At 71.7% G+C, this 25311-nt stretch carries 25 protein-coding genes and 1 pseudogene; 13 read left to right on the top strand and 13 right to left on the bottom strand.

Going from position 1 to position 25311, the window contains the following annotated elements:
- Window positions 1–153 precede the first annotated feature (153 nt).
- The 8 genes from IE153_RS29300 (at window position 154) to IE153_RS29270 (ending at window position 6506) form a co-directional block, all read left to right on the top strand.
- The gene (locus IE153_RS29300; RefSeq protein WP_097221293.1) at window positions 154–930 is read left to right on the top strand and encodes an amino acid ABC transporter ATP-binding protein; all 777 of its coding nucleotides are present in this window, start codon (window positions 154–156) and stop codon (window positions 928–930) included.
- Between the two features lie 79 nt (window positions 931–1009).
- Window positions 1010–1852 carry a glutamate ABC transporter substrate-binding protein gene (locus tag IE153_RS29295; protein WP_189592802.1) on the top strand — a complete coding sequence of 281 codons (843 nt, stop codon included), beginning with the start codon at window positions 1010–1012 and terminating at the stop codon, window positions 1850–1852.
- Between the two features lie 84 nt (window positions 1853–1936).
- Window positions 1937–2602, top strand: coding sequence for an amino acid ABC transporter permease (locus tag IE153_RS29290; RefSeq protein ID WP_189592801.1), 666 nt, complete (start codon window positions 1937–1939; stop codon window positions 2600–2602).
- Entirely contained in the window at window positions 2599–3492 is an 894-nt protein-coding gene (locus IE153_RS29285; protein ID WP_189592800.1) for an amino acid ABC transporter permease, read from the top strand. Before IE153_RS29290 ends, IE153_RS29285 begins: the two co-directional genes overlap by 4 nt.
- Window positions 3493–3668: 176 nt before the next feature.
- A complete protein-coding gene (locus IE153_RS29280; RefSeq protein ID WP_189592799.1) occupies window positions 3669–5276 on the top strand; it encodes an FAD-dependent monooxygenase in 1608 nt (535 codons plus the stop codon).
- Between the two features lie 132 nt (window positions 5277–5408).
- On the top strand, window positions 5409–5456 hold the full coding sequence (locus IE153_RS42920; RefSeq protein ID WP_309506048.1) for a hypothetical protein: 48 nt from the start codon (window positions 5409–5411) through the stop codon (window positions 5454–5456).
- Window positions 5457–5553: 97 nt separating this feature from the next.
- Window positions 5554–6090: a cupin domain-containing protein gene (locus IE153_RS29275; RefSeq protein WP_189592798.1), complete on the top strand. Its 537-nt coding sequence runs from the start codon at window positions 5554–5556 to the stop codon at window positions 6088–6090.
- A complete protein-coding gene (locus IE153_RS29270) occupies window positions 6087–6506 on the top strand; it encodes a rhodanese-like domain-containing protein (RefSeq protein ID WP_229829245.1) in 420 nt (139 codons plus the stop codon). The genes IE153_RS29275 and IE153_RS29270 overlap by 4 nt, the downstream gene beginning before the upstream one ends.
- Window positions 6507–6528: 22 nt before the next feature.
- Here IE153_RS29270 and recX read toward each other — a convergent pair whose 3' ends face one another.
- Both recX and recA read right to left on the bottom strand, forming a co-directional pair.
- Window positions 6529–7347, bottom strand: a complete 819-nt coding sequence (gene recX / locus IE153_RS29265; protein WP_189592797.1) for a recombination regulator RecX — start codon at window positions 7345–7347, stop codon at window positions 6529–6531.
- A gap of 3 nt (window positions 7348–7350) precedes the next feature.
- Complete coding sequence (gene recA, locus IE153_RS29260; protein WP_031103513.1) at window positions 7351–8475, bottom strand: recombinase RecA; 1125 nt, start codon at window positions 8473–8475, stop codon at window positions 7351–7353.
- 251 nt (window positions 8476–8726) lie between these two features.
- Here recA and IE153_RS29255 point away from each other — a divergent pair, with 251 nt between their 5' ends.
- Entirely contained in the window at window positions 8727–9281 is a 555-nt protein-coding gene (locus IE153_RS29255; RefSeq protein WP_189592796.1) for a hypothetical protein, read from the top strand.
- A gap of 34 nt (window positions 9282–9315) precedes the next feature.
- Here the strand turns inward: IE153_RS29255 and IE153_RS29250 are convergent, their stop codons facing one another.
- Both IE153_RS29250 and IE153_RS29245 read right to left on the bottom strand, forming a co-directional pair.
- Window positions 9316–10587 (bottom strand): AI-2E family transporter, encoded by a 1272-nt coding sequence (locus tag IE153_RS29250; RefSeq protein WP_189592795.1) that lies wholly within the window; start codon window positions 10585–10587, stop codon window positions 9316–9318.
- Between the two features lie 294 nt (window positions 10588–10881).
- Window positions 10882–11076, bottom strand: coding sequence for a DUF3046 domain-containing protein (locus IE153_RS29245; protein ID WP_189592794.1), 195 nt, complete (start codon window positions 11074–11076; stop codon window positions 10882–10884).
- Window positions 11077–11156: 80 nt separating this feature from the next.
- On the opposite strand from IE153_RS29245, the gene IE153_RS29240 reads away from it, so the two are divergent.
- Window positions 11157–12101 carry a hypothetical protein gene (locus tag IE153_RS29240; RefSeq protein WP_189592793.1) on the top strand — a complete coding sequence of 315 codons (945 nt, stop codon included), beginning with the start codon at window positions 11157–11159 and terminating at the stop codon, window positions 12099–12101.
- Between the two features lie 33 nt (window positions 12102–12134).
- On the opposite strand, the gene IE153_RS29235 is transcribed toward IE153_RS29240, so the two are convergent.
- The 3 genes and pseudogenes from IE153_RS29235 to IE153_RS29225 form a co-directional block, all read right to left on the bottom strand.
- A complete protein-coding gene (locus IE153_RS29235; protein WP_031103517.1) occupies window positions 12135–12446 on the bottom strand; it encodes an AzlD domain-containing protein in 312 nt (103 codons plus the stop codon).
- Window positions 12443–13168, bottom strand: coding sequence for an AzlC family ABC transporter permease (locus IE153_RS29230; RefSeq protein ID WP_189592792.1), 726 nt, complete (start codon window positions 13166–13168; stop codon window positions 12443–12445). The genes IE153_RS29235 and IE153_RS29230 overlap by 4 nt, the downstream gene beginning before the upstream one ends.
- A pseudogene (locus tag IE153_RS29225) lies at window positions 13093–14022 on the bottom strand (AraC family transcriptional regulator). The gene IE153_RS29230 and the pseudogene IE153_RS29225 overlap by 76 nt, the downstream one beginning before the upstream one ends.
- 225 nt (window positions 14023–14247) lie before the next feature.
- Between IE153_RS29225 and IE153_RS29220 the strand changes: the two are divergent.
- The 3 genes from IE153_RS29220 to IE153_RS29210 are packed head-to-tail and all read left to right on the top strand — an operon-like array spanning window position 14248 to window position 20839.
- Window positions 14248–19161 carry an ATP-dependent helicase gene (locus IE153_RS29220; RefSeq protein ID WP_189592790.1) on the top strand — a complete coding sequence of 1638 codons (4914 nt, stop codon included), beginning with the start codon at window positions 14248–14250 and terminating at the stop codon, window positions 19159–19161.
- Between the two features lie 59 nt (window positions 19162–19220).
- Window positions 19221–20042, top strand: a complete 822-nt coding sequence (locus IE153_RS29215) for an Fpg/Nei family DNA glycosylase (RefSeq protein ID WP_189592789.1) — start codon at window positions 19221–19223, stop codon at window positions 20040–20042.
- Window positions 20043–20074: 32 nt separating this feature from the next.
- A complete protein-coding gene (locus tag IE153_RS29210; RefSeq protein WP_189592788.1) occupies window positions 20075–20839 on the top strand; it encodes an SDR family NAD(P)-dependent oxidoreductase in 765 nt (254 codons plus the stop codon).
- Here IE153_RS29210 and IE153_RS41925 read toward each other — a convergent pair.
- From IE153_RS41925 to rimO, 6 genes are all read right to left on the bottom strand, one after another.
- Complete coding sequence (locus tag IE153_RS41925; protein WP_229829244.1) at window positions 20802–21083, bottom strand: hypothetical protein; 282 nt, start codon at window positions 21081–21083, stop codon at window positions 20802–20804. The genes IE153_RS29210 and IE153_RS41925 overlap by 38 nt on opposite strands.
- 124 nt (window positions 21084–21207) lie before the next feature.
- Window positions 21208–21678: a Dps family protein gene (locus tag IE153_RS29205; protein WP_189592787.1), complete on the bottom strand. Its 471-nt coding sequence runs from the start codon at window positions 21676–21678 to the stop codon at window positions 21208–21210.
- A gap of 214 nt (window positions 21679–21892) precedes the next feature.
- Window positions 21893–22273 carry a helix-turn-helix domain-containing protein gene (locus tag IE153_RS29200; RefSeq protein WP_030853394.1) on the bottom strand — a complete coding sequence of 127 codons (381 nt, stop codon included), beginning with the start codon at window positions 22271–22273 and terminating at the stop codon, window positions 21893–21895.
- Window positions 22274–22382: 109 nt separating this feature from the next.
- Window positions 22383–22928 carry a CinA family protein gene (locus tag IE153_RS29195; RefSeq protein ID WP_189592786.1) on the bottom strand — a complete coding sequence of 182 codons (546 nt, stop codon included), beginning with the start codon at window positions 22926–22928 and terminating at the stop codon, window positions 22383–22385.
- Window positions 22925–23812 (bottom strand): CDP-diacylglycerol--glycerol-3-phosphate 3-phosphatidyltransferase, encoded by an 888-nt coding sequence (gene pgsA / locus IE153_RS29190; RefSeq protein WP_189592785.1) that lies wholly within the window; start codon window positions 23810–23812, stop codon window positions 22925–22927. The genes IE153_RS29195 and pgsA overlap by 4 nt, the downstream gene beginning before the upstream one ends.
- On the bottom strand, window positions 23809–25308 hold the full coding sequence (rimO, locus tag IE153_RS29185; RefSeq protein WP_189592784.1) for a 30S ribosomal protein S12 methylthiotransferase RimO: 1500 nt from the start codon (window positions 25306–25308) through the stop codon (window positions 23809–23811). Before rimO ends, pgsA begins: the two co-directional genes overlap by 4 nt.
- Window positions 25309–25311: the final 3 nt, after the last annotated feature.

Genomic DNA, 25311 nt, shown 5'->3' with positions numbered 1-25311 from the left:
TACCCGGCCGATATGAGCGCTGCTCATAAGTGCTACGACACGTGTCCGATTGCTATCGGATCGTGATGCTCAGATTCCCCTCAGATGTAATGACGCAGGTCGTAGAGGGTTACTACTGTCCTCCGAAACCGAGGAGGACGGAGCCTGAGAGCGATGACCGAAGTATCGGTGGCCAAGGAAGATGTGGCCGCGACCGGAGAACTGGTCGTCCTGAAGAGCGTCAACAAGCACTTCGGCGCGTTGCACGTACTCCAGGACATCGACCTGACGATCGCCCGCGGTGAAGTCGTCGTGGTCATCGGGCCCTCCGGGTCCGGCAAGTCCACCCTGTGCCGCACCATCAACCGCCTGGAGACGACCGACTCCGGCACGATCACGATCGACGGCAAGCCCCTGCCCGCCGAGGGCAAGGAGCTGGCCAAGCTCCGCGCCGATGTCGGCATGGTCTTCCAGTCCTTCAACCTCTTCGCGCACAAGACCGTGCTCGAGAACGTGATGCTCGGCCAGATCAAGGTCCGCAAGAAGGACAAGAAGGCGGCCGAGGAGCGGGCCCGCGCCCTGCTCGACCGGGTCGGTGTGGGCGCGCAGGCCGAGAAGTACCCGGCGCAGCTCTCCGGCGGCCAGCAGCAGCGTGTCGCGATCGCCCGGGCGCTGGCCATGGAGCCGAAGGTGATGCTCTTCGACGAGCCGACCTCCGCGCTCGACCCCGAGATGATCAACGAGGTGCTGGAGGTCATGCAGCAGCTCGCCCGCGACGGCATGACCATGATCGTCGTCACCCATGAGATGGGTTTCGCACGATCGGCCGCAAACCGCGTGGTGTTCATGGCAGACGGCCGAATCGTCGAGGAGGCTGCGCCCGACCAGTTCTTCAGCAATCCGCGCAGCGACCGCGCCAAGGACTTCCTGTCGAAGATCCTGCACCACTGACGGCGCGGGTCGCGCCCGACGCGCCCTGTGTCGCCCCCTTGAGGGCCCGCATCTCTTCACCAGCCAAAGGATGTTCATCATGAAGCTCCGCAAGGTCACCGCCGCCTCGGCCACCGTCTTCGCTCTCGCCCTCACCGCCACCGCGTGCGGCGGCGACAACAGCTCGGGCGGCGACTCCGGCTCCGACGGCGGCGGCAAGACGATCACGGTCGGCATCAAGTTCGACCAGCCCGGTCTCGGTCAGAAGACGCCGCAGGGTTACGCCGGCTTCGACGTCGACGTCGCCACGTACGTCGCGAAGAAGCTCGGTTACAACGCGGACCAGATCGAGTGGAAGGAAGCGAAGAGCGCCGACCGCGAGACCATGCTCCAGCGTGGTGACGTCGACTTCATCGCTGCGACCTACTCGATCACCCCCGAGCGCCAGGAGAAGGTCGACTTCGCCGGTCCTTACCTGCTGGCCCACCAGGATGTTCTGGTTCGTGCGGACGACAACAAGATCAAGTCGCCGAAGGACCTGAACAACGCCAAGCTGTGCTCGGTCACCGGCTCCACCTCGGCGCAGAACGTCAAGGACAAGCTGGCCCCCAAGGCGCAGCTGCAGCCGTACCCGACGTACTCCGCCTGCCTGCCCGGTCTGCAGAACGGTGCTGTCGACGCGCTGACCACCGACGACTCGATCCTCGCCGGTTACGCCGCCCAGTCGCAGTTCAAGGGCAAGTTCAAGCTCGGTGGCTTCAAGCTGACCAACGAGAACTACGGCATTGGCGTCAAGAAGGGCAGCGAGCTCAAGGCCAAGATCAACAAGGCCCTTGAGGCCATGGTCGCCGACAAGGCGTGGCAGAAGGCCGTGGACAAGAACCTCGGCCCGGCCAACTACAAGAACGAGCCGGCGCCGAAGATCGGCGAGATCAAGAGCTGAAGCAGCGCCTGACAGGGTGCGCCGCCCACCGGAAGGGGCGGCGCACCGGCGTGGGCATCCCTACACGCGGAAGCACGGGAGATCGTGTTCGACTTTCTTGAGGATTACGACCTGCTGGGAGCCTTCTGGACGACAGTGCAGCTCGCTGTGCTCTCCGCCGTCGGCTCCCTGATCTGGGGCACTTTGCTGGCCGCCATGCGCGTCGGCCCGGTGCCGCTGATGCGCGGCTTCGGGACCGCGTACGTGAACATCGTGCGCAACATCCCGTTGACCGTCATCATCCTGTTCACGTCGCTGGGCCTGAACCAGACGTTGGGGGTTTCCCTCGGCGCGAACGACGTCGAGACGATCAACTTCCGGCTCGCTGTGCTGGGCCTGATTCTCTACACCTCGTCCTTCGTGTGCGAGGCGCTGCGCTCCGGCATCAATACGGTGCCGGTCGGGCAGGCGGAGGCGGCCCGCGCGATCGGGCTCAACTTCAACCAGGTGCTGGGCCTGGTCGTGCTGCCACAGGCGTTCCGGTCGTCCGTCGTGCCGCTGGCGAACGTGCTGATCGCCCTCATCAAGAACACCACGGTGGCCGCCGCCATCGGTGTCGCCGAAGCGGCGGTACTGATGAAGGAGATGATCGAGAACGAGGCGCAGCTGCTGCTGATCTCGGCGATCATCGCGTTCGGTTTCGTGATCCTGACGCTGCCGACCGGCCTGTTCCTCGGCTGGGTGGGCAAGAAGGTGGCGGTGAAGCGATGAGCTCCGTTCTGTACGACGCGCAGGGGCCTCGCGCCAAGCGCCGCAACGTCGTCCTCACGGTGGTCTTCCTGGTCGCCGTCGCCGCTCTGCTGTGGTGGGTGTTCGGGACCCTCAAGGACAAGGGCCAGTTGGAGTGGGCTCTGTGGGAGCCGTTCTTCCACACCGAGGCCTGGTCCACGTACATCTGGCCGGGTCTGCAGAACACCTTGAAGGCCGCCGCCCTGGCGGTGATCATCGCGATGCCGCTGGGCGCGGTTCTCGGCATCGCCCGTCTGTCGGACCACGCATGGGTCAGAGTGCCGGCCGCGGTCGTGGTGGAGTTCTTCCGCTCCATCCCCGTGCTGGTGCTGATGATCTTCGGCCTCGCGCTGTTCGCCGAATACACCAACGTCAGCTCCGACGACCGTCCGCTGTACGCGGTCGTGACCGGCCTGGTGCTCTACAACGCCTCCGTCCTCGCCGAGATCGTCCGGGCGGGCATCCTGGCCCTGCCCAAGGGCCAGTCCGAAGCGGCGATGGCGATCGGCCTGCGCAAGGGCCAGCTGATGCGCCTGATCCTGCTCCCCCAGGCCGTCACCGCGATGCTCCCGGCCATCGTCAGCCAGCTCGTCGTGATCGTGAAGGACACCGCGCTCGGCGGCGCCGTCCTCACCTACTCCGAGCTGCTCTCCGCGGCGAACACCATGAGCGGCTACTACGGCGCCAACGTCATCGCCAGCTTCACGGTCGTGGCCCTCATCTTCATCGCGCTCAACTTCGCCCTCACCTCGTTCGCGAGCTGGCTGGAGCGCCGGCTGCGGCGGGCGAAGAAGTCGACGGGTGCGGTCGTGGCCGCGAACGACGCGCAGATCGCCGGTACGACCGGGACCGGCGGCGGAGGCACCATCTGACCCTCGGTCAACCCGCATGACACACTCAGGGGCAGTGGCATGATCGCCACTGCCCCTGGTCACTTGACGCAAGCACCGGCAATGGGTTGCATACGTTCTGTGATCGTGCACCCTGCTCCAACTTCCTGTTCACCTACGTCTCTCAGGACACCACCGCGGGCAGGGGGCGCCTCGCCGTGGACCCGGTGATCATCGTCGGAGCGGGGCCCGTCGGGCTCACGCTCGCCCTGGCGCTGGCGCGTCAGGAGGTGCCGTGCGTCGTCCTCGACGAGGGCCCGGGCAAGGACGAACCCCGCGCGGCGCGCACCGTCGTCCTGCGCGAGGACACCGCCGCCCTGGTAGAACGGCTGACCGGCATGCCCCTCGCCCGGGCCGGTGCGCACTGGGCCGGATGGCGGTCGATGCGGCGCAAGCAGGTGATGCGCGAGATCGTCTTCGACGGCACCGAACCCGCCCCTGTGCACATCGCCCAGCACGTGCTGACCGGCGCCCTGCGCGCGGCCCTCGCGGACGAGCGGCTCGTCAAGGTCGCGGTGGAGAGCCGTCTCGACGGCCTCGAACAGGAGTCCTCCGGCGTCACGGCCCACACCCGCGGCCCCAAGGGCACGTGGTGGCGAGGCAGTTACCTGGTGGGCTGCGACGGCCCCCGCTCGACCGTGCGCAAGATCCAGGACATCCGCTTCCCGGGCCGTACGGCGGTGGAACGTCACGCCGTCGCCGCGCTCCGTACGGAACTGCCCTGGCACGACGAGGCGTTGCTGCACCGCCTGCCGCCCTGGCGCATGTCCGGACCCTCGGCCGGCGAGGTCACCGCGCGCCCGCTGCCGGACGGCGTCTGGCGCCTGGACTGGCTGCTGCCGCCCGGCAAGGATCTGGTCACCCCCGAGCTGCTGCTCACCCGCATCCGGGAGACCCTGGCCGGCTGGGCGGGCGGCACGGTCCCGCCGTACGAGCTGCTGGACACCGGTGTCCACACCGTCCACCACCGGCTGGCGCGCCGCTGGCGAGCCGACCGCGTGTTCCTCGCCGGGGACGCGGCCCATCTGCTCGGCGCGCTGGGCACGCACGGTCTGGACGAGGGCCTGCGGGACGCCGACAACCTCGCCTGGAAACTGGCCGCGGCCTGGCACCACGGGCCGCACGAGGCTCTCCTCGACAGTTACCAGACGGAACGGCGTGCGGTCGTCGCCGCCCGGCTCCGTGCGGCCGACCAGGCGCTGCCGCTGCTGCGCGGCGGCGGAGGGCTGCGTTCCGTCGTCCCCGGCTCGTCCCGGGGCCACGACACTCTCCTCACGGAGGGTCACTTGGGGCAGGGCCAGCTCGGCGCGCCGGGGGCGTACGCCGACTCGCCGCTCGCGCCACAACGCCTCGAGGGGGAGGTGCCGGTCGACACGCCGCTCGGCGCACCGGTCACCGATGTACGGGTCACCGCGGAGGACGGCACCTTCGTACGGCTGCGGGACCGGCTCGGCCGCGGAGCGCTGCTCGTGGTGCTGATCGCGCCGGGCACGGGTGTCTGGGAGCGCAAGCACTGGGTCAGCGCGGGCATCATGCCGCAGCTCGCGGCGGCGGTCACGGCGCTTCCGCACCCGGCCGAGTTGCTCGTCGCCGAAAGGTACCCGGGGGCGGCCGCGCACACGGTGCTTCTGGTGCGCCCCGACGGGCACCTCGTGACCGCGCTGAGCGGGGTGCGCCCGGCCGATCTGTACGCGGCGGCGGAGGCCACGGTCGGCGGGCCGGTGAAAGCGCAGGCGGAGGCCGGTGCGTCGGCCGGTTCACGCTGAGGCCGGCGCCGCAACGATGTGCTCACTGTCACGGTGCGTCCGCATGGTGACAGTGAGTTGACCCGCCCGGGCGGCCATGGTGTACTCCGGTGCGTGACCGACACCTGTGTGCGCCTGTGGCGGAGGGTCCATATGGACCTCGTCCGCTATGCGGGCTGCGTGTGTCGCCCGTCCTGCTGACTTCGCATTCCCCTCGCCCTCTGCGCGCGCCGCGCTCTGTCTGCCGGCTGCCGCGCCTTGCTCGCGAACCCTCACCAGGACCTTCAGGACGGCACCCGTGTCTGTATCCCCTTCTGCGACCCCTTCGGTCTCGGCCGGTCCGGCTCCCACCCAGGCCGACCTCTACGACTTCGTCCGGCGCACCGCCGCCGACACCGAGCTGATCGACTCCCTGCCACTCGACCCGGAGGGCCGCACGTGGGTGCGGCTGGACGGGCCCGGCGGCAGCGAGGCCTGGCTGATCGGCTGGCCGCCCGGCACGGGCACCGGCTGGCACGACCACGCCGACTCGGTCGGCGCCTTCCTGACCGCGTCGGGCGAGCTCAAGGAGAACTCCCTCGCCGCGCGGCTGCCCACCGACGGCTGGAAGACCCTGGAACTCGCCGGGGATGTGGACCGGGAGCGCCGGCTCCGGGTCGGCCAGGGCCGCGCCTTCGGCCGGCACCACGTCCACGAGGTGCTCAACGAGTCGCCCGACCGGCACGCGATCTCCGTCCACGCCTACTACCCACCCCTGCCGCGGATCCGCCGCTACAGCCGCAGCGGTCCGATCCTGCGGCTCGAGCAGGTCGAACGACCGGAGGACTGGCAGTGAGCACCACATCCGGACCGGCAGGCAGCGCCCCTCAACCCCCCGTCGGCATCGACGAGTTGTTGGAGCGCGTCCGGGCGGGCTATGAGCGGATCGAAGCGCGGGAGGCGTACGAGGCTGCCCAGGCCGGCGACGCGCTCCTGGTCGACATCCGCTACGCCGCCCTGCGTGAACGGGACGGCCTCATCCCCGGCGCCCACGTCGTCGAGCGCAACGAACTGGAATGGCGCCTCGACCCGAAGGGCAGCCACCGCCTCCCCGAGGCCACGAGCCACGCCCTGCGTATCGTCGTGATCTGCAACGAGGGCTACGCGTCCAGCCTGGCGGCCCAGTCCCTGCACCAGCTGGGCCTGCACCGGGCCACGGACCTGATCGGGGGATTCCAGGCTTGGCGCGGCGCGGGATTGCCGGTGGAGTGAGCTCCGGGTGCCTACGCACCCTTCAGAACCCCTCCTCCCCGAGAAACTCCGTGTCCTCCCCTTCCTCCTCCAGCGCTTGCCGCACCACCCTCAGGGCCATGCCCTCGGGGTAGCCCTTGCGGGCGAGCATGCCCGCGAGGCGCCGGAGGCGTTTGTCGCGGTCCAGTCCGCGGGTGGAGCGGAGCTTGCGTGCGACGAGCTCACGCGCGGTCTCCTCTTCCTGCTCGGAGTCGAGCTGGGAGACGGCCTCGTCGATCAGCGTGGAGTCGACGCCCTTGGTGCGCAGCTCCCGGGCGAGCGCGCGCCGGGCCAGTCCTCTGCCGTGGTGGCGGGATTCCACCCAGGCGTCCGCGAAAGCACCGTCGTTGATGAGGCCGACCTCTTCGAACCGCGACAGCACCTCCTCGGCGGCGTCGTCCGGGATCTGCCGCTTGCGCAGGGCGTCGGCGAGTTGCTTGCGGGTCCGCGGGGTCCCGGTGAGCAGGCGCAGGCAGATCGCCCGAGCCTGCTCGACCGGGTCCCCTGGAGGTGCCTCCTGCTCGGCCCTCGACGAGGAGGGGGCACCTCCGTCCTCGGTGTCAGCCGCCGCCTCGCCGAAGCCACGCCGACGACGACCGCGCCTGCCACGCGGCCCGCCGTCACGCGAGCCGCCTCTGGATGGGCCGCCCCCGTGCGGCCCGCGATGGTCGCCGTCCTCGTACAGTCCGTCGCCCTCGTTTGCCATGCCCCCTGGGCCTTCCACCCCGTCCACGGCTGAGCCCGTGTCGCCTCCGGTGCCCCTTCCCCGTGGGGCACCGGAGGCGACGTACTCGTACTCCGCCCAGTCGGTTCGCCGTGTCACGGATCAGCTCTTGGCTGCGGCGGCCTTGGACTTGGCGGTCTTGGCCGCTGCCGGGGCGGGGACGGCCGGGGCCGCGTCGGCCGGGGCGGAGACCGCGGCGTCCGTGCCCGGCTCGGCGGCCGGCTCCTCGGGACGCACACCGACGCCGAGCTTCTCCTTGATCTTCTTCTCGATCTCGTTGGCCAGGTCGGGGTTGTCCTTCAGGAAGTTGCGCGCGTTCTCCTTGCCCTGACCGAGCTGGTCGCCCTCGTACGTGTACCAGGCGCCGGCCTTGCGGACGAAGCCGTGCTCCACACCCATGTCGATCAGGCCGCCCTCGCGGCTGATGCCCTGGCCGTAGAGGATGTCGAACTCGGCCTGCTTGAAGGGCGGCGCGACCTTGTTCTTGACGACCTTGCAGCGGGTGCGGTTACCGACCGCCTCCGTGCCGTCCTTCAGGGTCTCGATGCGGCGGATGTCGATGCGCACCGAGGCGTAGAACTTCAGCGCCCGGCCACCGGTCGTGGTCTCCGGGGAGCCGAACATCACGCCGATCTTCTCGCGGAGCTGGTTGATGAAGATCGCGGTGGTCTTGGACTGGTTGAGCGCGCTGGTGATCTTCCGCAGGGCCTGGCTCATCAGACGGGCCTGCAGACCGACGTGGCTGTCACCCATCTCGCCCTCGATCTCCGCACGCGGGACGAGCGCGGCGACGGAGTCGATGACGATGAGGTCGAGGGCACCGGAGCGGACCAGCATGTCCACGATCTCCAGGGCCTGCTCGCCGTTGTCCGGCTGGGAGAGGATGAGGTTGTCGATGTCGACGCCGAGCTTCTTCGCGTACTCGGGGTCGAGGGCGTGCTCCGCGTCGACGAAGGCGACCTGGCCTCCGGCCTTCTGCGCGTTCGCCACCGCGTGCAGGGTCAGGGTGGTCTTACCGGAGGACTCCGGTCCGTAGACCTCGACGACGCGGCCGCGCGGCAGGCCGCCCACGCCGAGGGCCACGTCGAGGGCGGTGGACCCGGTCGGGATGACCTCGATGGGCTCGTTGACCCGGTCGCCCATGCGCATGACCGCGCCCTTGCCGAATTGCCGTTCAATCTGTGCGAGCGCGGCATCCAGGGCCTTCTCGCGGTCGGTTCCTGCCATGGGTTCCACCCGATTTGCTTGAGTCGATCGCTTCACGTCAAAGACGCTAACGCCTGCCACTGACAATGCGCCCCGACGCACGTCCGGCCTGTGGATAACTCGGGCATTTCTCTACCCAAAGTACGTCGAAATGCCCTTCGTTGAGCTTCGCCGGTGCCTCCATGAGAATGGATGTTCGATTTTAGTGTCAAGCGCACCACGCGGCACCGCCTACCCTGATCGCGACGCCGCGCACTCAGGGGGAGAGACGGATGTGTCGGATCACCGCGGCGGGCAAGGAAGCCGCCGTCGCACGGTTCCTCCAGGAGTTTCCGTCGGCATCGCGGGCGGAATCGGATCACCCCGAGCTGCGCGGCTGCGACGACATCGCCTGGGCCGACTTCCCCGAGTGCCCCGCCGGGGTCCCGGCCCTCCTGCGCGGCCTGCTCGATCCGGTCGCGGCTCGGGAGGCCGAGCGGGTGCTCTGCGTCGTCCTGATGGACAGCCCCTTCAGCATGGGGCCGGCCATGCCGGCGGCCCTGCCGTTCCTGCTCCGTCTCGCCGCCGATCCGGCCGTGCCGGTGCGGGCCGAGCTGGTCGAGGTCCTGCTGGTCGTCGCTGAGCTCTCGCATCCCGTCGACGGAGGCAGTGAGCAGGCGATCCGGTTCCTGGGCAGCGACCGCGACCACCCGGAACGCGCACTCTGCCGGGCCGTCTTCGCCGAGCACGCCGACCTGGTGCGCGGTCTGCTCGACGACCGGACGCTGCCGGACGGGCTCATCCCGCCCGACGAGCGGCGGAGTCTTCTGACGGTGGCGACGCCGTAGGAGCCCGATGGCTCGCCCTCTCAGCTCGCACCTCTCAGGAGGAGTTCTCCCCGGACCCGGAGCCCCCGTCCCCGGGTCGTTCCGCCCCCGGTCGCCGCGCCCACAAGGTCCTCGCACGCGTGAGCAGGCCCGGTCCCTCTCCTCGTCGGCGGTGGCCGTGCACCCGGGGGTCGTCCGTGACGTCGTAGCGCTTCACGTACGCCCCCAGGAACGCCTGGAGCGTGGCGATGGCGGGGATGGCGATCAGCGCGCCGACGGCGCCGAGGAGGGCGGTGCCGGCGATGACCGAGCCGAAGGCGACGGCGGGGTGGATGTCGACGGTCTTGGAGGTCAGCTTGGGCTGCAGCACGTAGTTCTCGAACTGCTGGTAGATCACGACGAAGATCAGGACCCACAGTGCGTACCAGGGATCGACCGTGAACGCGATCAGCATGGGCAGGGCGCCCGCGAGATACGTGCCGATGGTGGGGATGAACTGCGACACCAGGCCCACCCACACGGCGAGCACGGGCGCGTAGGGCACGTCCAGGGCCTGCAACAGGACGAAGTGCGCCACACCGGAGATCAGTGCCATCAGGCCGCGGGAGTAGATGTAGCCGCCGGTCTTGTTCACGGCGATCTCCCACGCGCGCAGCACCTCGGCCTGGCGGGCGGGCGGCAGGACCGAGCAGATCGCGCGGCGCAGTCGGGGGCCGTCCGCGGCGAAGTAGAACGAGAACAGGGCGATCGTGAGCAGTTGGAAGAGGCCCCCGATGACCTGGGCTGACACGTCCAGGACGCCGGTGGCGCTGTTCTGGACGTAGTTGCGCAGCCAATCGGAGCGGAGCAGGCCCTCCTGGATGTCGACGCGTTTCAGGTCGGTCTTGAAGTGCGTGTTGATCCAGTTGATGACGGAGTCGAGGTACTCGGGGAAACCCTCGATCAGCTTGATGATCTGGTCCGCGAGGACGGAACCGAGCAGGGTGACGAAGCCGGCCGACACGACCATCACGCCGATGAAGACGATGAACGCGGCCAGCCCCCTGCGCATGCCGCGTGAGGCCATCCAGCTCACCGCGGGTTCTATGGCGAGTGCCAGGAAGAACGCGATGAGGATGTTGATCAGCAGGCCGGTGAGCTGGTGGAAGGCCCAGCTGCCCAGCTGGAACGCGGCGACGAGAGCGAGCGCGAGCACCATGGCGCGCGGCAGCCAGCGCGGCATGCGGCCGTTCGTCCCGACCGCGCCGACCGGGGGCCGGACGGGCGGCGTCGTGCCGGAAGCGGAGGACTGCTGGGCTGCCTGCCCGGTCTCGTCAGTGGGTGCCACGGTCCAAGTCTCGCCCACGCCACCGACAGGCGTCTGCCCGGCTGCGATCTTCGTGACCGGGCGGCGATGTCCGAGGCCGGTCGGCTGGTCAGGCCGGTGGTGCCCAAGGCCATACGGCCCGGTCAGTCACCGGTCACCAGGGCTGCCGTCGGCCGATCAGGCCAAGGCCACCCAAGCCGTCCGCGCCAACGGCCGGTGGCCGCCGAAGCCGCCCGCCCCATCGCCCGACCGTCGCCCACGCAGCCCGCCCCACCGCCCGGCGGTCACCGCGGCTCATCGGCGACCGACAGCCGGTCAGCGCCTCTCCCGGGGCACGTCCATCACCGAGCAGACCACCTGCCAGACCTCCTTGGCGTCCCAGCCGGCCGCCAGGGCCTCGTGCACCGTGCGCCCACCCAGCTCGGACATCACGTGGTCGCGCGCGAACATTTCGGCGTAACCAGCACCGAAGTGCTCCGCCATCCGCTGCCAGAAGACCGTCAACCGCATGACCCCAGTATCCCGCCCCTGGGGGTGGGCCTGGGCCGGGACCGCCTGCCGGCGCCGCTTCGCGCCCTACGGTCTGACCCATGGCCGAAACAGGAGCTACCGAATTCCCCCCGACGCCCCCGCCGCACAGCCCCGTCTCGCGCGCGGAGCGTTTCGTCTGGCTCACCGCGCGCGTGCTCGAGCAGCGCCGCTTCGCCCACCACTTCCGGGGCGCCGCCGCCGACCCGGTGGAGACCGCCCTGGACGCCTACCGCAACGAGGACGGCGGGTACGGCCACGCGCTGGAGCCGGATCTGCGCGGTCCGGTCAGCCAGCCGTTGCACACCGCGCACGCGTTGCGCGTCCTGGACGCGGTCGGACGCTGCGCCGGCCAGCGCGTGGAACGCATCTGCCGCTACCTGACGTCCGTCTCCACCGCGGACGGCGCCCTCCCGGCGATCCACCCCAGCCAGCGCGACTACCCCACGGCCCCCTTCGTGCCGGTGGTGGACGATCCGCCCAGCGACCTCCTGGCCACCGGGCCGGTGGTGGGGCTGCTGCACCGCAACGAGGTGTGGCACGCGTGGCTCTTCCGGGCCACGGACTTCTGCTGGCGGGCGGTCGAGTCCTTGGAGACGTCGCATCCGTACGAGATCGAGGCCGCCGTGACCTTCCTGGACTCCGCCCCCGATCGCCCGCGCGCGGAGGCGGCCGCCGACCGTCTCGGCCGCCTGGTCCGCGAACACCGCCTCGCGGCCCTGGACCCCGACGGCCTCGACGCGTATCCGGTGTCCCCCGGCTACGCCCCGGGGGAGCACCACTTCCCGTACGACTACGCGCGGACGCCGCGCTCACTCGCGCGCGCGTGGTTCACGGACGACGAGATGGCCCGCTCCCTGGACCACCTCGCGGCCCAGCAGCAGGAGGACGGCGGCTGGCCCGTCGGGTGGCGCCACTGGGCCCCGGCCCCCGCCCTGGAGGCGCGTCCGCTCGTGACGATCGAGGCCCTGCGCGTGCTCAGCGCGTACGGCCGCGCGGTCGACTGATCATCCCGTCCGATCCCGCCCGCCGTCGACTGATCATCCCGCCCCCATGGCCCGCACCCCCGCGGTCACCACGACGGCCGCGGCGACGACGAGCAGGAACGGGGCGCGCAGCAGCAGCGCCACGGCCGCGGCGGCCAGCCCGGCGGCCCGCGCGTCCAGCACCAGCGTCTGGCCGTCGGCGAAGGTCTGCTGGGCCGTGAGGGCCGCGAGCAGCGCGACGGGCAGCAGCGCGGCGAGGCGCTTGACGACGGGCCGCTCCAGGGCCCCGGCGGGCACCAGGAGCCCGGCCAGCTTGACGGCGTAGCAGCCGAGGACGGTCGCCCCGATCGCGATCCAGACGTTCACCGCGCGTCCCCCTGTCCCCCGCGGCGCCGGCCGTCCGCCCACAGCACGGCCGGCGCCGCCAGGGCGGCCAGCAGCACCGGCACCCCGGCGGGCAGCACGGGCAGCAGCCCGAGCCCCAGCAGCACGGCGAGCCCGGCGACGGCCCGCTCGGTGCCGGTCTTCAGCATCGGCGCGAGCAGCGCCAGAAACACCGCGGGCCCGGCGGCGTCCAGGCCCCATGCGTCCGTGTCCCCGATGGCCTCGGCGCCCAGGGCGCCGAGCAGCGTGGTGAGGTTCCACAAGAGGTACAGGCTCAGGCCGGTCACGACGAACCCGAGGCGTGCGGTGCGGCGCGTGGGCTGGGCGAGCGCGACGGCTGCGGTCTCGTCGATCACCCACTGTGCGGCGAACGGCCGCACCGCGCGCGGGAGTGCGAGCAGCTGCGACAGTCGCAAGCCGTAAAAGGCGTTCCGCACGCCCAGGAAGAAGGCCCCGGCGGCGGCGGTGAACGGGCTGCCCCCGGCGGCGAGGGCCCCCACGAGGGCGAACTGGGAGGCGCCGGTGAACACCAGGAGACTGAGCGCGCACGTCTGCAGCAGCGTGAGTCCGCCGCCGGCCGAGGTCACCCCGAAGGCGAACCCGGACAGCCCGACGGCCACCCCGACTCCTAGGGCGTCGCGTACGACGGCCCGGTCCGTCTTCGCACCGATGTCTGCGTCTTCGAGAGCTGTCCGATCTGCCACACCCCGCACGCTACGGACCCCGGCTACCCCAGGTCTTGTACGTTCTTGCGCTCCCGCTGGTACGCCCCCGGAGGCACACCGACCATCCGGCTGAAGTGCCGGTTGAGGTGGGGCTGGTCGGTGAATCCGACGGTCACGGCGGCTTCGGAGGGGCTCGTCCCGGTGTCCAGCAGCCGCCGCGCCCGGCGTACGCGCGCGTCCGTGAGCCAGGCGTGCGGTGGCATGCCATAGGTGTCCCGGAAGGCCCGCAGCAGGGCGAACGGGCTGGTTCCGAGATCGGTCGCCAGCCGGTCCAGGGTCGGCGGCCGTGCCATGCGCTCCTCCAGCACGCCACGCGCGCGTGCCGCGATCCGGGCTCCCGCGGTGCGCACCTCCCGCCGAGGCATGGGTCCGCCGTTCAGCCGCAGCAGCCTGGTCACCGCCACCCGCAGCAGGGTGTCCGCGGCCAGCGCGTTGCCCTCGTCCGCTGCCCGCAGCACCTGGTGTACGAGCCCCACGGCGTACGGATCGTCCATCACCGGGCTGACGAACCCCGGCGTCCCGCGCAGCGTCGTCGTCTCGGCCGCGATCTCCGCCACCACGTCGACCGGCGGGTATACGGCTCCGTACCGCCACCCTTCGGGCACCCCGGCCCGCCCGGTGTGCGGCGTATCGGGATTCACCAGTGCGAGGGCCCCTGCCCCCGCGTACTGGTCGCCCCCTCCGTGGTGGAAGACCTCCACCCCGTCGGCGATGGCGGCGATCACGAAGTTCTCGTGCGTGTGCCGCACGAACGTCTTGCGCACGTACCGGGCCCGCAGCAGATCGACCCCGGGCAGCTCGTCGTACTGCCAGTGCCGTGCGAGCTCGTTCATACGACCATTGTCCGCGGTCGGCGGACGACGGAGCACACCCCCATGGGCCGGGGGCCGCCCCGGCCTCGTCCCTCGCGCACACCCCCGAGGGCCGGAGCGACCCCCGCCTCATCCCCGGCGCGCGTCCCCGAAGGCCAGGCCCACCCCCGCCCCATCCCGGCGCGCACCCCCGGGGGGACAAGGCGGCGAAGCCCCGTTGTCAGTGCCGAGGTGCACGATGGACGCATGCCCAGCAATGCGCACCGAGCCCTGGACGGCTTCTCACCCGCGACCCGCGCCTGGTTCACGGGTGCCTTCTCCGCGCCCACCTCGGCCCAGGCCGGTGCGTGGCAGGCCATCCACGAGGGTTCGGACGTGCTGGTCGTCGCCCCCACCGGCTCCGGAAAGACCCTGGCGGCCTTCCTGGCCGCCCTGGACCAGCTTGCCTCCACACCTCCCCCGGCCGACCCCAAGAAGCGCTGCCGCGTCCTGTACGTCTCCCCGCTGAAAGCCCTGGCGGTGGACGTCGAGCGCAACCTGCGCAGCCCGCTGACCGGCATCCGCCAGGAGTCCGTACGGCTCGGCCTGCCCGAGCCCGAGGTCAAGGTGGGCATCCGCTCCGGCGACACCCCGGCCGCCGAGCGCCGCGCGCTGTCCACCCGCCCGCCGGACATCCTGATCACGACGCCCGAGTCGCTGTTCCTGATGCTGACCTCGGCCACCCGCGACGCCCTGACCGGCATCGACACGGTGATCCTCGACGAGGTGCACGCGGTCGCCGGCACCAAGCGCGGCGCCCATCTCGCGCTCTCCCTGGAGCGGCTGGACGACCTTCTGCCGAAGCCGGCCCGCCGCATCGGCCTCTCCGCGACGGTCCGCCCGGTGGACGAGGTGGCCCGGTTCCTCTCGCCGCGCCGCAAGGTGGAGATCGTCCAGCCGGAGTCGGGCAAGGAGTTCGACCTGTCCGTGGTCGTCCCGGTCGAGGACCTGGGCGAGCTGGGCGGCTCCCCGGTGGCGGACGGCCAGGAGGGCGCGGAGCGTCCGTCCATCTGGCCGCACGTGGAGGAGCGGATCGCCGACCTCGTCCAGTCTCACCGCTCCACGATCGTCTTCGCGAACTCCCGCCGCCTCGCGGAGCGCCTCTGCAACCGCCTGAACGAGATCGCGTACGAACGGGCCACGGGCGAGCCCCTCGACGAGCACCACTCCCCCGCCGAGCTCATGGGCGGCTCGGGAGCGGCCCAGGGCGCCCCCCAGGTCATCGCCCGTGCCCACCACGGGTCGGTGTCCAAGGAGCAGCGGGCCCTGGTCGAGGAGGACCTCAAGGCGGGGCGCCTGCCCGCGGTCGTGGCCACGTCCAGCCTCGAACTGGGCATCGACATGGGCGCGGTGGATCTGGTGGTCCAGGTCGAGTCGCCGCCCTCCGTCGCCTCCGGCCTGCAGCGGGTGGGCCGGGCGGGGCACCAGGTGGGCGCGGTCTCCACCGGTGTGGTCTTCCCGAAGTACCGCGGCGACCTGGTGCAGGCGGCGGTGGTCACCGAGCGCATGCGCACCGGTTCCATCGAGTCGCTCAGGGTCCCCGCGAACCCGCTGGACGTCCTGGCCCAGCAGGTGGTCGCCATGACGGCCCTGGACTCGTGGCAGTTCGACGACCTCCTCGCCGCCGTCCGCCGGGCGGCCCCCTTCGCCTCGCTGCCCGAGTCGGCCTTCACGGCGGTCCTCGACATGCTGGCCGGCCGCTACCCGTCCGACGCGTTCGCGGAGCTGCGCCCGCGCGTGGTGTGGGACCGGGTCACCGGCGAGATCACCGGCCGCCCCGGCGCGCAGCGCCTCGCCGTCACCTCCGGCGGCACGATCCCCGACCGCGGTCTCTTCGGCGTCTTCCTCGCGGGCGCCGACCCCAAGAAGGGTGGCGGCCGGGTCGGCGAGCTCGACGAGGAGATGGTCTACGAGTCCCGCGTCGGCGACGTCTTCACGCTCGGCACCAGCTCCTGGCGCATCGAGGACATCACCCGCGACCGCGTCCTGGTCTCCCCGGCCCCCGGCGTGCCGGGCCGGCTGCCCTTCTGGAAGGGCGACCAGCTGGGCCGCCCGCTGGAACTGGGCCGGGCGGTGGGCGCGTTCCTGCGCGAGGTCGGCTCGCTGCCCAAGGACGACGCCCGCCTCCGGCTCCTCGCCGCCGGCCTGGACGCGTGGGCCGCGGACAACGTGCTCTCCTACCTGGACGAGCAGCGCGAGGCCTGCGGCCACATCCCGGACGACCGGACGATCGTCGTGGAGCGCTTCCGCGACGAGCTCGGCGACTGGCGCGTGGTGGTGCACTCCCCCTTCGGCGCCCAGGTGCACGCCCCCTGGGCGCTCGCGCTCGGCGCCAAGCTCTCCGAGCGGTACGGCATGGACGCGCAGGTCATGCATGCCGACGACGGCATCGTGCTGCGCCTGCCGGACGCCGATCTCATGAGCCTGGACCTGCTGGACCAGGAGCCGGTGAAGATGGGCCGGGAGTACGACGCCGAACAGGCGCCCGTGGGCGCGGCGGACGTCGTCTTCGACAAGGGCGAGGTCGATCAGGTCGTCACCGACCAGGTGGGCGGTTCCGCCCTGTTCGCCTCCCGGTTCCGCGAGTGCGCCGCCCGCGCGCTGCTGCTGCCGCGCCGCAATCCTGGCCGGCGCACCCCCCTGTGGCAGCAGCGGCAGCGCGCCTCGCAGCTGCTGCAGGTGGCCAGTGAGTTCGGCTCGTTCCCCATCGTCCTGGAGGCGGTCCGCGAGTGCCTTCAGGACGTCTTCGACGTGCCGGGGCTCGTCGAGCTGATGGGCGACCTGGAGTCCCGCAAGGTCCGCCTCGTCGAGGTCACCACTCCCGAGCCCTCCCCCTTCGCGCGCTCCCTCCTCTTCGGCTACGTCGCCCAGTTCCTGTACGAGGGCGACTCCCCGCTGGCCGAGCGCCGCGCCGCCGCCCTGTCGCTGGACTCGCGGCTGCTGGCCGAGCTGCTGGGCCAGGCGGAGCTGCGCGAGCTGCTCGACACGGAGGTGCTGACCGAGCTGGAGCAGGAGCTCCAGTGGCGCACCGAGGACCGCCGCGTCAAGGACGCCGAGGGGGTCGCGGACCTCCTCCGCCTCCTCGGCCCGCTCACGGACGCGGAACTGGCCGAGCGGGGCGCCGAACCGCAGTGGGCCCAGGACCTGGCGGGCACCCGCCGGGCCATCCGGGTCCGGATCGCGGGCAGGGACCACTGGGCGGCGATCGAGGACGCGGGCCGCCTGCGCGACGCCCTGGGCACCGCCCTGCCGGTCGGAGTCCCGGAAGCCTTCACGGAACCCGTCAAGGACCCGCTCGGTGACCTCCTCGCGCGCTATGCCCGCACCCACGGCCCGTTCACCTCGGCCACGGCAGCGGCCCGTTTCGGTCTGGGCGTGGCCGTCACCGAGGGCGCCCTCCAGCGGCTCTCGGCGGCGGGCCGGGTCGTCCAGGGCGAGTTCCACCCGGCCGGGATCGGCCAGGAGTGGTGCGACGCCGCTGTACTGCGCCGGCTGCGCCGCCGCTCCCTGGCAGCCCTGCGCCACGAACTGGAGCCGGTCCCCCCGGCCGCGCTCGCCCAGTTCCTCCCCCAGTGGCAGCACATCGGCAAGGGGCACTCCCTGCGCGGCATCGACGGTCTGGTCCGCGCCATCGAGCAGGTGCAGGGCGCGTCCGTGCCGGCGTCCGCCCTGGAGAAGCTGGTGCTGCCCTCCCGGGTCGCGAACTACACCCCGGCGATGCTGGACGAGCTCACCGCCGCCGGAGAGGTGGTCTGGGCCGGGGCGGGCTCGCTCCCCGGCAAGGACGGCTGGGTCTCCCTCTACCTGGCGGACGCGGCACCCCTGCTCCTGCCACCCCCGCATCCGCTGGAGCTGACCGCCCTGCACCAGTCCGTCCTGGACACCCTCTCCGGCGGCTACGGCCTGTTCTTCCGGCAGATCGCCGACCAGGTCCGCGCCACCACCCACCCCGAGGCCGGCGATCCCCAACTGGCCGACGCCCTCTGGGACCTGGCCTGGTCCGGCCGCCTGACGAACGACACGCTCACCCCCATGCGCTCCCTGCTCGGCTCGGGCCGCACCGCGGGCTCCACGGCCCACCGTGCCAAGCGCTCGATGCCGCGCGGCCGCTACGGCTCCCTGACGGCCGCAGCCCGCACGGCGTCCCGCTCCGGCCCTCCGACGGTCGCGGGCCGCTGGTCCCTGCTCCCGGCCCACGAACCGGATCCCACCGTCAGGGCCCACGCTCTCGCCCGCACCCTGCTCGACCGGCACGGCGTCGTCACCAGGGGCGCGGTCTCGGCGGAGGGTGTCGAGGGCGGCTTCTCGGCGACGTACCGCGTCCTGTCGGTCTTCGAGGAGAGCGGTCAGGCCCGCCGCGGCTATGTGGTGGAGGGGCTCGGCGCCGCGCAGTTCGCGATGGACGGCGCGGTGGACCGTCTGCGCGCGGTGTCCAACGCCCGCGACCGCGGCCAGGACCTGCCCGGCCCGCCGCCCGGCATCGAACCCGACCCGTTCCCGGCCCATGACTTCGCCGGACCGGACGACTCCGCCCCCTCCCACGACCACACCGGCGACCCCGGCCCCGACGGCTTCCCCGACCTGGACGCCTCCTTCGCCACCCCCGACCCGTCCCCGGGCGAGTGGGTCTCGCCCCGCGACTACCCCCAGGCCGCCCCGCCCTGGCAGAACGGGGGGCGCGCAGGGTACGACCAGGGGTCCCTAGGCCGCCGTACCCGCCCCGACGGCGCCTCCCGGGCCGTGGTGCTCGCCGCAGCCGACCCGGCGAACGCCTACGGCGCCGCCCTGGCCTGGCCCGAGCCGCCGACCGGCGCCGGGCACAAGCCGGGCCGCAAAGCGGGCTCCCTGGTGGTGCTCGTCGACGGTGAGCTGACGCTCTACATGGAGCGGGGTGGCAAGACCCTGCTGGCCTGGCCCGCCGACCCGGACGGCGACCCGTCCGCCGACCCCCGCCTGGGCAGCGCCGCCGAAGCCCTCGCCGCGTCCGCCCGTGCGGGCTCGCTCGGCACGGTCACGGTGGAGCGCGTCAACGGCGCACAAGCCCTGACCTCCCCCATCGGCACCCTTCTGGAAGGAGCGGGCTTCATCGCGACGCCCCGAGGACTCCGCCTGCGCGCATGACGACCACCCACCCACGGCCACCCCGACCGAGCGCGCGTCGACCGTGCCACCCTTGACCCATGCCCGAAGGTGACACGGTCTGGCAGGCCGCGAGGCGGTTGCACGACGCCCTCGCGGGCAAGGTCCTGACCCACAGCGACCTCAGGGTGCCCCGCTTCGCCACGGCCGATCTCACGGGACGCACGGTCCTGGACGTCACCCCGCGCGGCAAGCACCTCCTCACCCGCATCGAGGGCGGTCTGACCCTCCACTCCCACCTGCGGATGGACGGCTCCTGGAAGGTGTACGGAAACGGCCAGCGCTGGAGCGGCGGCCCCGGCCACCAGATCCGCGCGATCCTCGGCAACCCCGACCGCACGGCCGTCGGCTACCGCCTCCCCGTCCTGGAACTCCTGCGCACGAGCGACGAGCACCGCGCGGTCGGCCACCTGGGCCCCGACCTCCTCGGCCCGGACTGGGACCCCGGCCGCGCCCTCGCCAACGTCCTCCAGGACCCCGCCCGCGAACTCGGCGAGGCCCTGCTCGACCAGCGCAACCTCGCCGGCGTCGGCAATGTCTACAAGAGCGAGATCTGCTTCCTGCTCGGCGTCACCCCCTGGCTCCCGGCCGGCGACCTGCCCCCCGACCGGGCCGCGAAGCTGCCGGCGCTCGCCAAGAAGCTGCTGGAGGCCAACCGCGACCGCCCCATCCGCAGCACCACGGGCCGCCGCGGCCAGGACCTCTTCGTCTACGGCCGCGCCCCGCGCCCCTGTCTGCGCTGCCGCACCTCGATCCGCGTCGCCGACCAGGGCGACGGCTCCCGCGAACGTCCGACCTACTGGTGCCCCACCTGCCAGCCCGGCCCCGCCCCCGCCCCGACCCGGCGCGGGCACACCAATTGACGACCCGTCAGAAACGCTCGTACGGTCCTTGTATGCCCGTCACGGCGTACGACCTCAGCGGCCGCACCGCGTTCGTCACCGGCGCCGCGAGCGGCATCGGCCGCGCCTCGGCGCTTCTGCTCGCCGAGGCGGGCGCGACCGTGCACTGCGCGGACCGTGACGCCGAGGGCCTGCACGAGACGGAGACCCTGATCAAGGACGGTGGCGGCACCGCCCGCACCCACACCCTCGACGTCACCGACCGGGCCGGGCTGAGGCAGGCCCTCGGCTCGTGCGCGCATCTGGACGCCCTGGCCGCGGTCGCCGGGATCATGCACAGCAGCCCTGTGCTGGAGACCCGGGACGAGGACCTCGACCGGGTGCTGAACGTCAATTTCAAGGGAGTCCTGTACGCCTGCCAGGAGGCGGCCCGCCTGATGATCGCCCGCGGCACCCGGGGCAGCATCGTCACCATGGCCTCGGGCGCCGTCGACACGGGCGGCCCCGGGCTGCTCTGCTACGGCGCGGCCAAGGCGGCCGTGGTCCAGCTGACGAAAACCCTCGCGACGGAGGTCGGCCGGTACGGCATCCGCGTCAACGCGGTAGCCCCGGGCTGGATCCGCACGCCCATGACCGACCGGCACGACAGTGAGGCCCAGGCGCACACGGAGTCCGTCATGGCCCGCATGTCGCCCCTGGGCCGTGTGGGCGAGCCCGAGGACATCGCGCACGCCGTGCTCCACCTGGCATCCGACGCCTCGGCCTTCACCACGGGCCAGATCATCCGCCCGAACGGGGGCGTGGCGATGCCGTGGTGACACCGCCCCTCCGTACCCCGGCCGCCCAGATCCGCCGCCACCGCCCCGCCCTCACGACTCCCCGCGCCTGCCCCTTGGGCACGCAGTGCACGGGTAGCACGCTCAACCCCCAGCCCCCGGCCGCGACCGCGGCCTCCAGGGCCCCCGCCCCGGGTACGGTCACGAGCCGCAGCGCGGCCCACCACCACAGCGCTCCCATCCCGAGCGCGGCCCCACGCACCCCCCAGCGCGCTATCCCCGCCATGACCGCCTCCTCCAGCCGACGCCCACGCGGCGCAGCCGTGCGCGCCGAGCGGCGGGTATATCTCCGCCCGGCCCGTCACACGCTCCGGGGTCCTGGACCGGGAAAGGGCCGGCGCCCTCTTCCGTCACCCGTTCTCGGCCTGGAACATCCAGTGGTGCTTCTCCAGGTCCGCTGTGATCCCGATGAAGATGTCCTGGCTCACCGGATCCGGCTCACCGGTCGACTCGACCCGCTCCCGCATCCGTGCGATCACCGCACCGAGTGCTTCGACGAGCGTGCCCACGGCGGTGGTGTCGTCGACCCACCCTTCGGGGGTCACCCCGATCCCGCTGCCGACGGCCACGGTGGCGGCCCGCCCGTCAGGGGAGATCCCGAGAGCCGCGGAGCGCTCGGCCACGGTGTCGGAGTACTTCCGCGCGGTGTCGACGACCTCGTCGAGCTGAAGATGCACGGAACGGAAGCGCGGCCCCACCACGTTCCAGTGGATCTGCTTTGCCACGAGGGCGAGATCCACCAGATCGACGAGGGCACCTTGCAGCGCCTCGGACACGGTCTTCAGGTTCGCGTCCGACAACGGGCTCTTCACGACGTACATCCGCACCTCCGAGGACTGCCCCCGCCATCCCCTCAACGATGACCGCCGCACGCCACACCGGCAAACGCACAGAAATCAGACACCGCACGAGCAAGCGGGGAGACAGGACGGCACCAGCCGGCCCTCGAACAAGCGAAAACCCCGGGCGGCACCCCTCCGGATCTCCCGGAAAGGCCCGGCCGGGGCCTCTGTCATGCCGTGTGAGCGCAGAGCCTCACGCGGCGACGACGTCCACTGCTTCGGCAGGCGCCTTGATGGTCACCCGTTCCGGTGGCACGCCGGTCACCGAGACGGAGCCCAGCATCGGGCGAACCGCCGTGGGTACAGGCTCGCTGGGGGTGGCCGCAGCAGACTGGGCCAGCTCGGCGAGGGCGAGCTCGTCGCTCACTTCCCGCATGAGCTCGGACATCCGTACGTCCAACGCGTCGCAGATGGCGGAGAGCAGCTCGGAGGAAGCCTCCTTCTGCCCCCGCTCCACCTCGGAGAGATAGCCGAGTGAGACTCGGGCGGACGAGGAGACTTCGCGCAGAGTACGGCCCTGGCGCTGGCGCTGCCGACGCAGCACGTCACCCAGCAGGCGACGGAGCAGAATCATCGGTGGCTCCCTCCTCGGACCGCGTAGCCGCATCCATTACGCCCCACCGTACCGCCTTGCGCCGCGGCCGTGCGGGGAGCGATGTCGTGTTCACTCAGGGCTGCAAACATCAAAACCCCCCGTTCCGTTCCGTATCCTGTGCCCGCTCATTCCCGGTCTGTTCGCCCGCAAGCTCCTTCAGGAGGAGTGCGAGTACGCTCCGTACACTCTCTCTACGAATTTCCGCGCGGTCGCCGTTCAACCGCAGAGCCTCCACTTTTCCGCCGCCGGCAGAACCGGAATCGGCTCCGACGGGCCCGTCCACGGCGACGAAGACCGTGCCGACGGCCTGTCCGTCCTGCGGATCGGGGCCGGCGACACCGGTGGTCGCGATGCCCCAGTCGGTGCCGAGCGCCTTGCGTACGCCCACGGCCATCTCGGCCGCGACCTGCGGATCCACCGCTCCGCGCGCCGCCAGCAGAGTGGCGTCGACACCGAGCAGGTCGTGCTTCAGATCGGTGGCGTAGGCGGTCACGGAGCCCCGGAAGACCTTGGACGCCCCGGGGACGGATGTGATCTCCGCCGCAACGAGGCCACCGGTCAGCGACTCCGCGACGGCGAGCGTCTCGCCCTTCACCGTGAGTAGTCGCACCACGTCGGTGGCCGTGAAACTCACGCTTCCTTCTCCTCCAACGCGGCCTTGCGCTCGGCGATTCCCTGCCTGCGCAGCACAATGGCCTGTTTCACATAGTCGAGACCGGTCACCACGGTCAGCACGACCGCCGCGGCCATCACCCACCACCTCAGGGTGGCCAGCCACCCCGTCAGCGCCAGCACGTACATGCCCACGGCCACGCCCTGGGTGAGGGTCTTCAGCTTGCCTCCCCGGCTGGCGGGGATGACGCCGTACCGGATGACCCAGAAACGCAGCAGGGTGACGCCGAGTTCCCGGCCGAGGATGATGCCGGTCACCCACCAGGGCAGATCGCCGAGCGCGGACAGACAGATCAGCGCCGCCCCCATGATCGCCTTGTCGGCGATGGGGTCGGCGATCTTCCCGAAGTCCGTGACCAGGTTGTACGTGCGCGCCAGGTGACCGTCGAACAGGTCGGTGATCATGGCGATGGCGAAGGCCGCCCAGGCCAGGGAGCGCCATGCCGGGTCATAGCCGCCGTCGGCGAGCATCAGTGCGACGAAGGCCGGTACGAGGACCAGCCGGAGCATGGTCAGGAGGTTGGCGATGTTCCAGACACTGGCCTGGTTGACGGCGGCGGCAGCGATCTTCGCGCCCCGCGGGGTCTTCCCGTCGTCCTGCGCGTCCAGTCCGGCGTCCTCGCCGGGGACGGTCTCATCGGCGGCAGCCGCCCCGGTAGTCCCGGCATGCCGCCCGCCGGACGAGGCGCCGGGTTCCGCTCCGGGCGCTCCGCCGTCGGCCGACCGCGCGGCCGCCGTTCCCGCAACCTTGCCTGGAGCCGCGGGGGACGCGGCAGCGGCCGCACCCGCCGCCGCCCTCCTCGCGCCGGAGGCGCCTCCCGCCGCGGATGCCGGGACACCGGTCATCTGCCCGCCTCCTCACTCCACGCAGGCGACGCGAGCGAGCCCTGCAGCGGCTCGGCCACGAGGTCGACACCTTCCGTGCCGACCACCTTCGCCTCGACCATACGGCCGACCCGCAGGCCCGCGCCGCTCGTGAGCAGCACCTGGCCGTCCGTCTCGGGCGCCTGGTGCTCGGCACGGCCGTACACGCCCTCCTCGTCGACGGACTCGACGAGGACCCGCACACTCTGGCCGACGCGGTCCTCGGCCCGCTGCGAGACGAGTTCCTCGGCCAGCCGCGAGATGTGTGCCAGCCGCTCGGCGACGACGTCCTCGTCGAGCTTGTCGTCGTAGGTCGCCGCCTCGGTGCCCTCCTCGTCGGAGTAGCCGAAGACGCCGATGGCGTCCAGCCGCGCGCCGTTCAGGAACCGCTCCAGCTCGGCGAGGTCGGCCTCGCTCTCGCCGGGGAAGCCGACGATGAAGTTGGAGCGCACACCGGCCTCGGGTGCCTTGCTGCGGATGGTGTCGAGCAGCTCCAGGAACCGGTCGGTGTCGCCGAAGCGACGCATGGCGCGCAGCACGCCGGGCGCGGAGTGCTGGAAGGACAGGTCGAAGTAGGGCGCGATCTTCGGGGTCGAGGTGAGCACGTCGATGAGGCCGGGCCGCATCTCGGCCGGCTGGAGGTAGCTGACGCGCACACGCTCGATGCCGTCGACCTCGGCGAGCTCGGGCAGCAGCGACTCCAGCAGGCGGATGTCGCCGAGGTCCTTGCCGTAGGAGGTGTTGTTCTCGGAGACCAGCATGATCTCCTTCACGCCCTGCTCGGCCAGCCAGCGCGTCTCGTTCAGCACGTCGCTCGGGCGGCGGGAGATGAAGGAGCCGCGGAAGGAGGGGATGGCGCAGAAGGAGCAGCGGCGGTCGCAGCCGGAGGCGAGCTTCACGGAGGCGACCGGGGAGCCGTCGAGGCGGCGGCGCAGGGGTGCCCGCGGGCCGGAGGCCGGAGCGAGGCCCTCCGGAAGGTCCGTCGGCGCGACGGCGGGCTCGGCCGGGCCGTGTCCGGGCAGCGCGACCTCGGCCGCCGACCCCTGGCGCTCCGCCGGGCTGATGGGCAGCAGCTTGCGCCGGTCGCGCGGGGTGTGCGAGGCGTGGATACCGCCGTTGAGGATGGTCTGGAGGCGGTCCGAGATGTCCGAGTAGTCGTCGAAGCCGAGCACACCGTCGGCCTCGGGGAGGGCCTCGGCGAGGTCCTTGCCGTACCGCTCGGCCATGCAGCCCACCGCCACGACGGCCTGGGTTCTGCCATGCCCCTTGAGGTCGTTGGCTTCGAGGAGGGCGTCGACGGAGTCCTTCTTGGCGGCTTCGACGAAGCCGCAGGTGTTCACGACGGCGACGTCCGCGTTCTCGGCGTCCTCCACGAGCTGCCAGCCGTCCGCCTCCAAACGGCCTGCGAGCTCCTCCGAGTCCACCTCGTTACGGGCGCAGCCAAGGGTGACGAGTGCGACGGTACGGCGTTCAGGCATGGG

Source organism: Streptomyces massasporeus (assembly GCF_014648995.1).
Classification (GTDB): domain Bacteria; phylum Actinomycetota; class Actinomycetes; order Streptomycetales; family Streptomycetaceae; genus Streptomyces; species Streptomyces massasporeus.
This window is presented reverse-complemented; position numbering and strand designations above follow the sequence as displayed.

What these genes read in the sequence shown, in the direction of transcription:
- rimO (WP_189592784.1), bottom strand. Translation starts at nt 25,308, where the DNA reads ATGCCTGAACGCCGTACCGTCGCACTCGTCACCCTTGGCTGCGCCCGT.
- IE153_RS29240 (WP_189592793.1), top strand. Translation starts at nt 11,157, where the DNA reads ATGGCCGAAACAGGAGCTACCGAATTCCCCCCGACGCCCCCGCCGCAC.
- IE153_RS29205 (WP_189592787.1), bottom strand. Translation starts at nt 21,678, where the DNA reads ATGTACGTCGTGAAGAGCCCGTTGTCGGACGCGAACCTGAAGACCGTG.
- pgsA (WP_189592785.1), bottom strand. Translation starts at nt 23,812, where the DNA reads ATGACCGGTGTCCCGGCATCCGCGGCGGGAGGCGCCTCCGGCGCGAGG.
- IE153_RS29200 (WP_030853394.1), bottom strand. Translation starts at nt 22,273, where the DNA reads ATGATTCTGCTCCGTCGCCTGCTGGGTGACGTGCTGCGTCGGCAGCGC.
- IE153_RS29210 (WP_189592788.1), top strand. Translation starts at nt 20,075, where the DNA reads ATGCCCGTCACGGCGTACGACCTCAGCGGCCGCACCGCGTTCGTCACC.
- IE153_RS29215 (WP_189592789.1), top strand. Translation starts at nt 19,221, where the DNA reads ATGCCCGAAGGTGACACGGTCTGGCAGGCCGCGAGGCGGTTGCACGAC.
- IE153_RS41925 (WP_229829244.1), bottom strand. Translation starts at nt 21,083, where the DNA reads ATGGCGGGGATAGCGCGCTGGGGGGTGCGTGGGGCCGCGCTCGGGATG.
- IE153_RS29285 (WP_189592800.1), top strand. Translation starts at nt 2,599, where the DNA reads ATGAGCTCCGTTCTGTACGACGCGCAGGGGCCTCGCGCCAAGCGCCGC.
- recA (WP_031103513.1), bottom strand. Translation starts at nt 8,475, where the DNA reads ATGGCAGGAACCGACCGCGAGAAGGCCCTGGATGCCGCGCTCGCACAG.
- IE153_RS29255 (WP_189592796.1), top strand. Translation starts at nt 8,727, where the DNA reads ATGTGTCGGATCACCGCGGCGGGCAAGGAAGCCGCCGTCGCACGGTTC.
- IE153_RS29220 (WP_189592790.1), top strand. Translation starts at nt 14,248, where the DNA reads ATGCCCAGCAATGCGCACCGAGCCCTGGACGGCTTCTCACCCGCGACC.
- IE153_RS29300 (WP_097221293.1), top strand. Translation starts at nt 154, where the DNA reads ATGACCGAAGTATCGGTGGCCAAGGAAGATGTGGCCGCGACCGGAGAA.
- IE153_RS29295 (WP_189592802.1), top strand. Translation starts at nt 1,010, where the DNA reads ATGAAGCTCCGCAAGGTCACCGCCGCCTCGGCCACCGTCTTCGCTCTC.
- IE153_RS29245 (WP_189592794.1), bottom strand. Translation starts at nt 11,076, where the DNA reads ATGCGGTTGACGGTCTTCTGGCAGCGGATGGCGGAGCACTTCGGTGCT.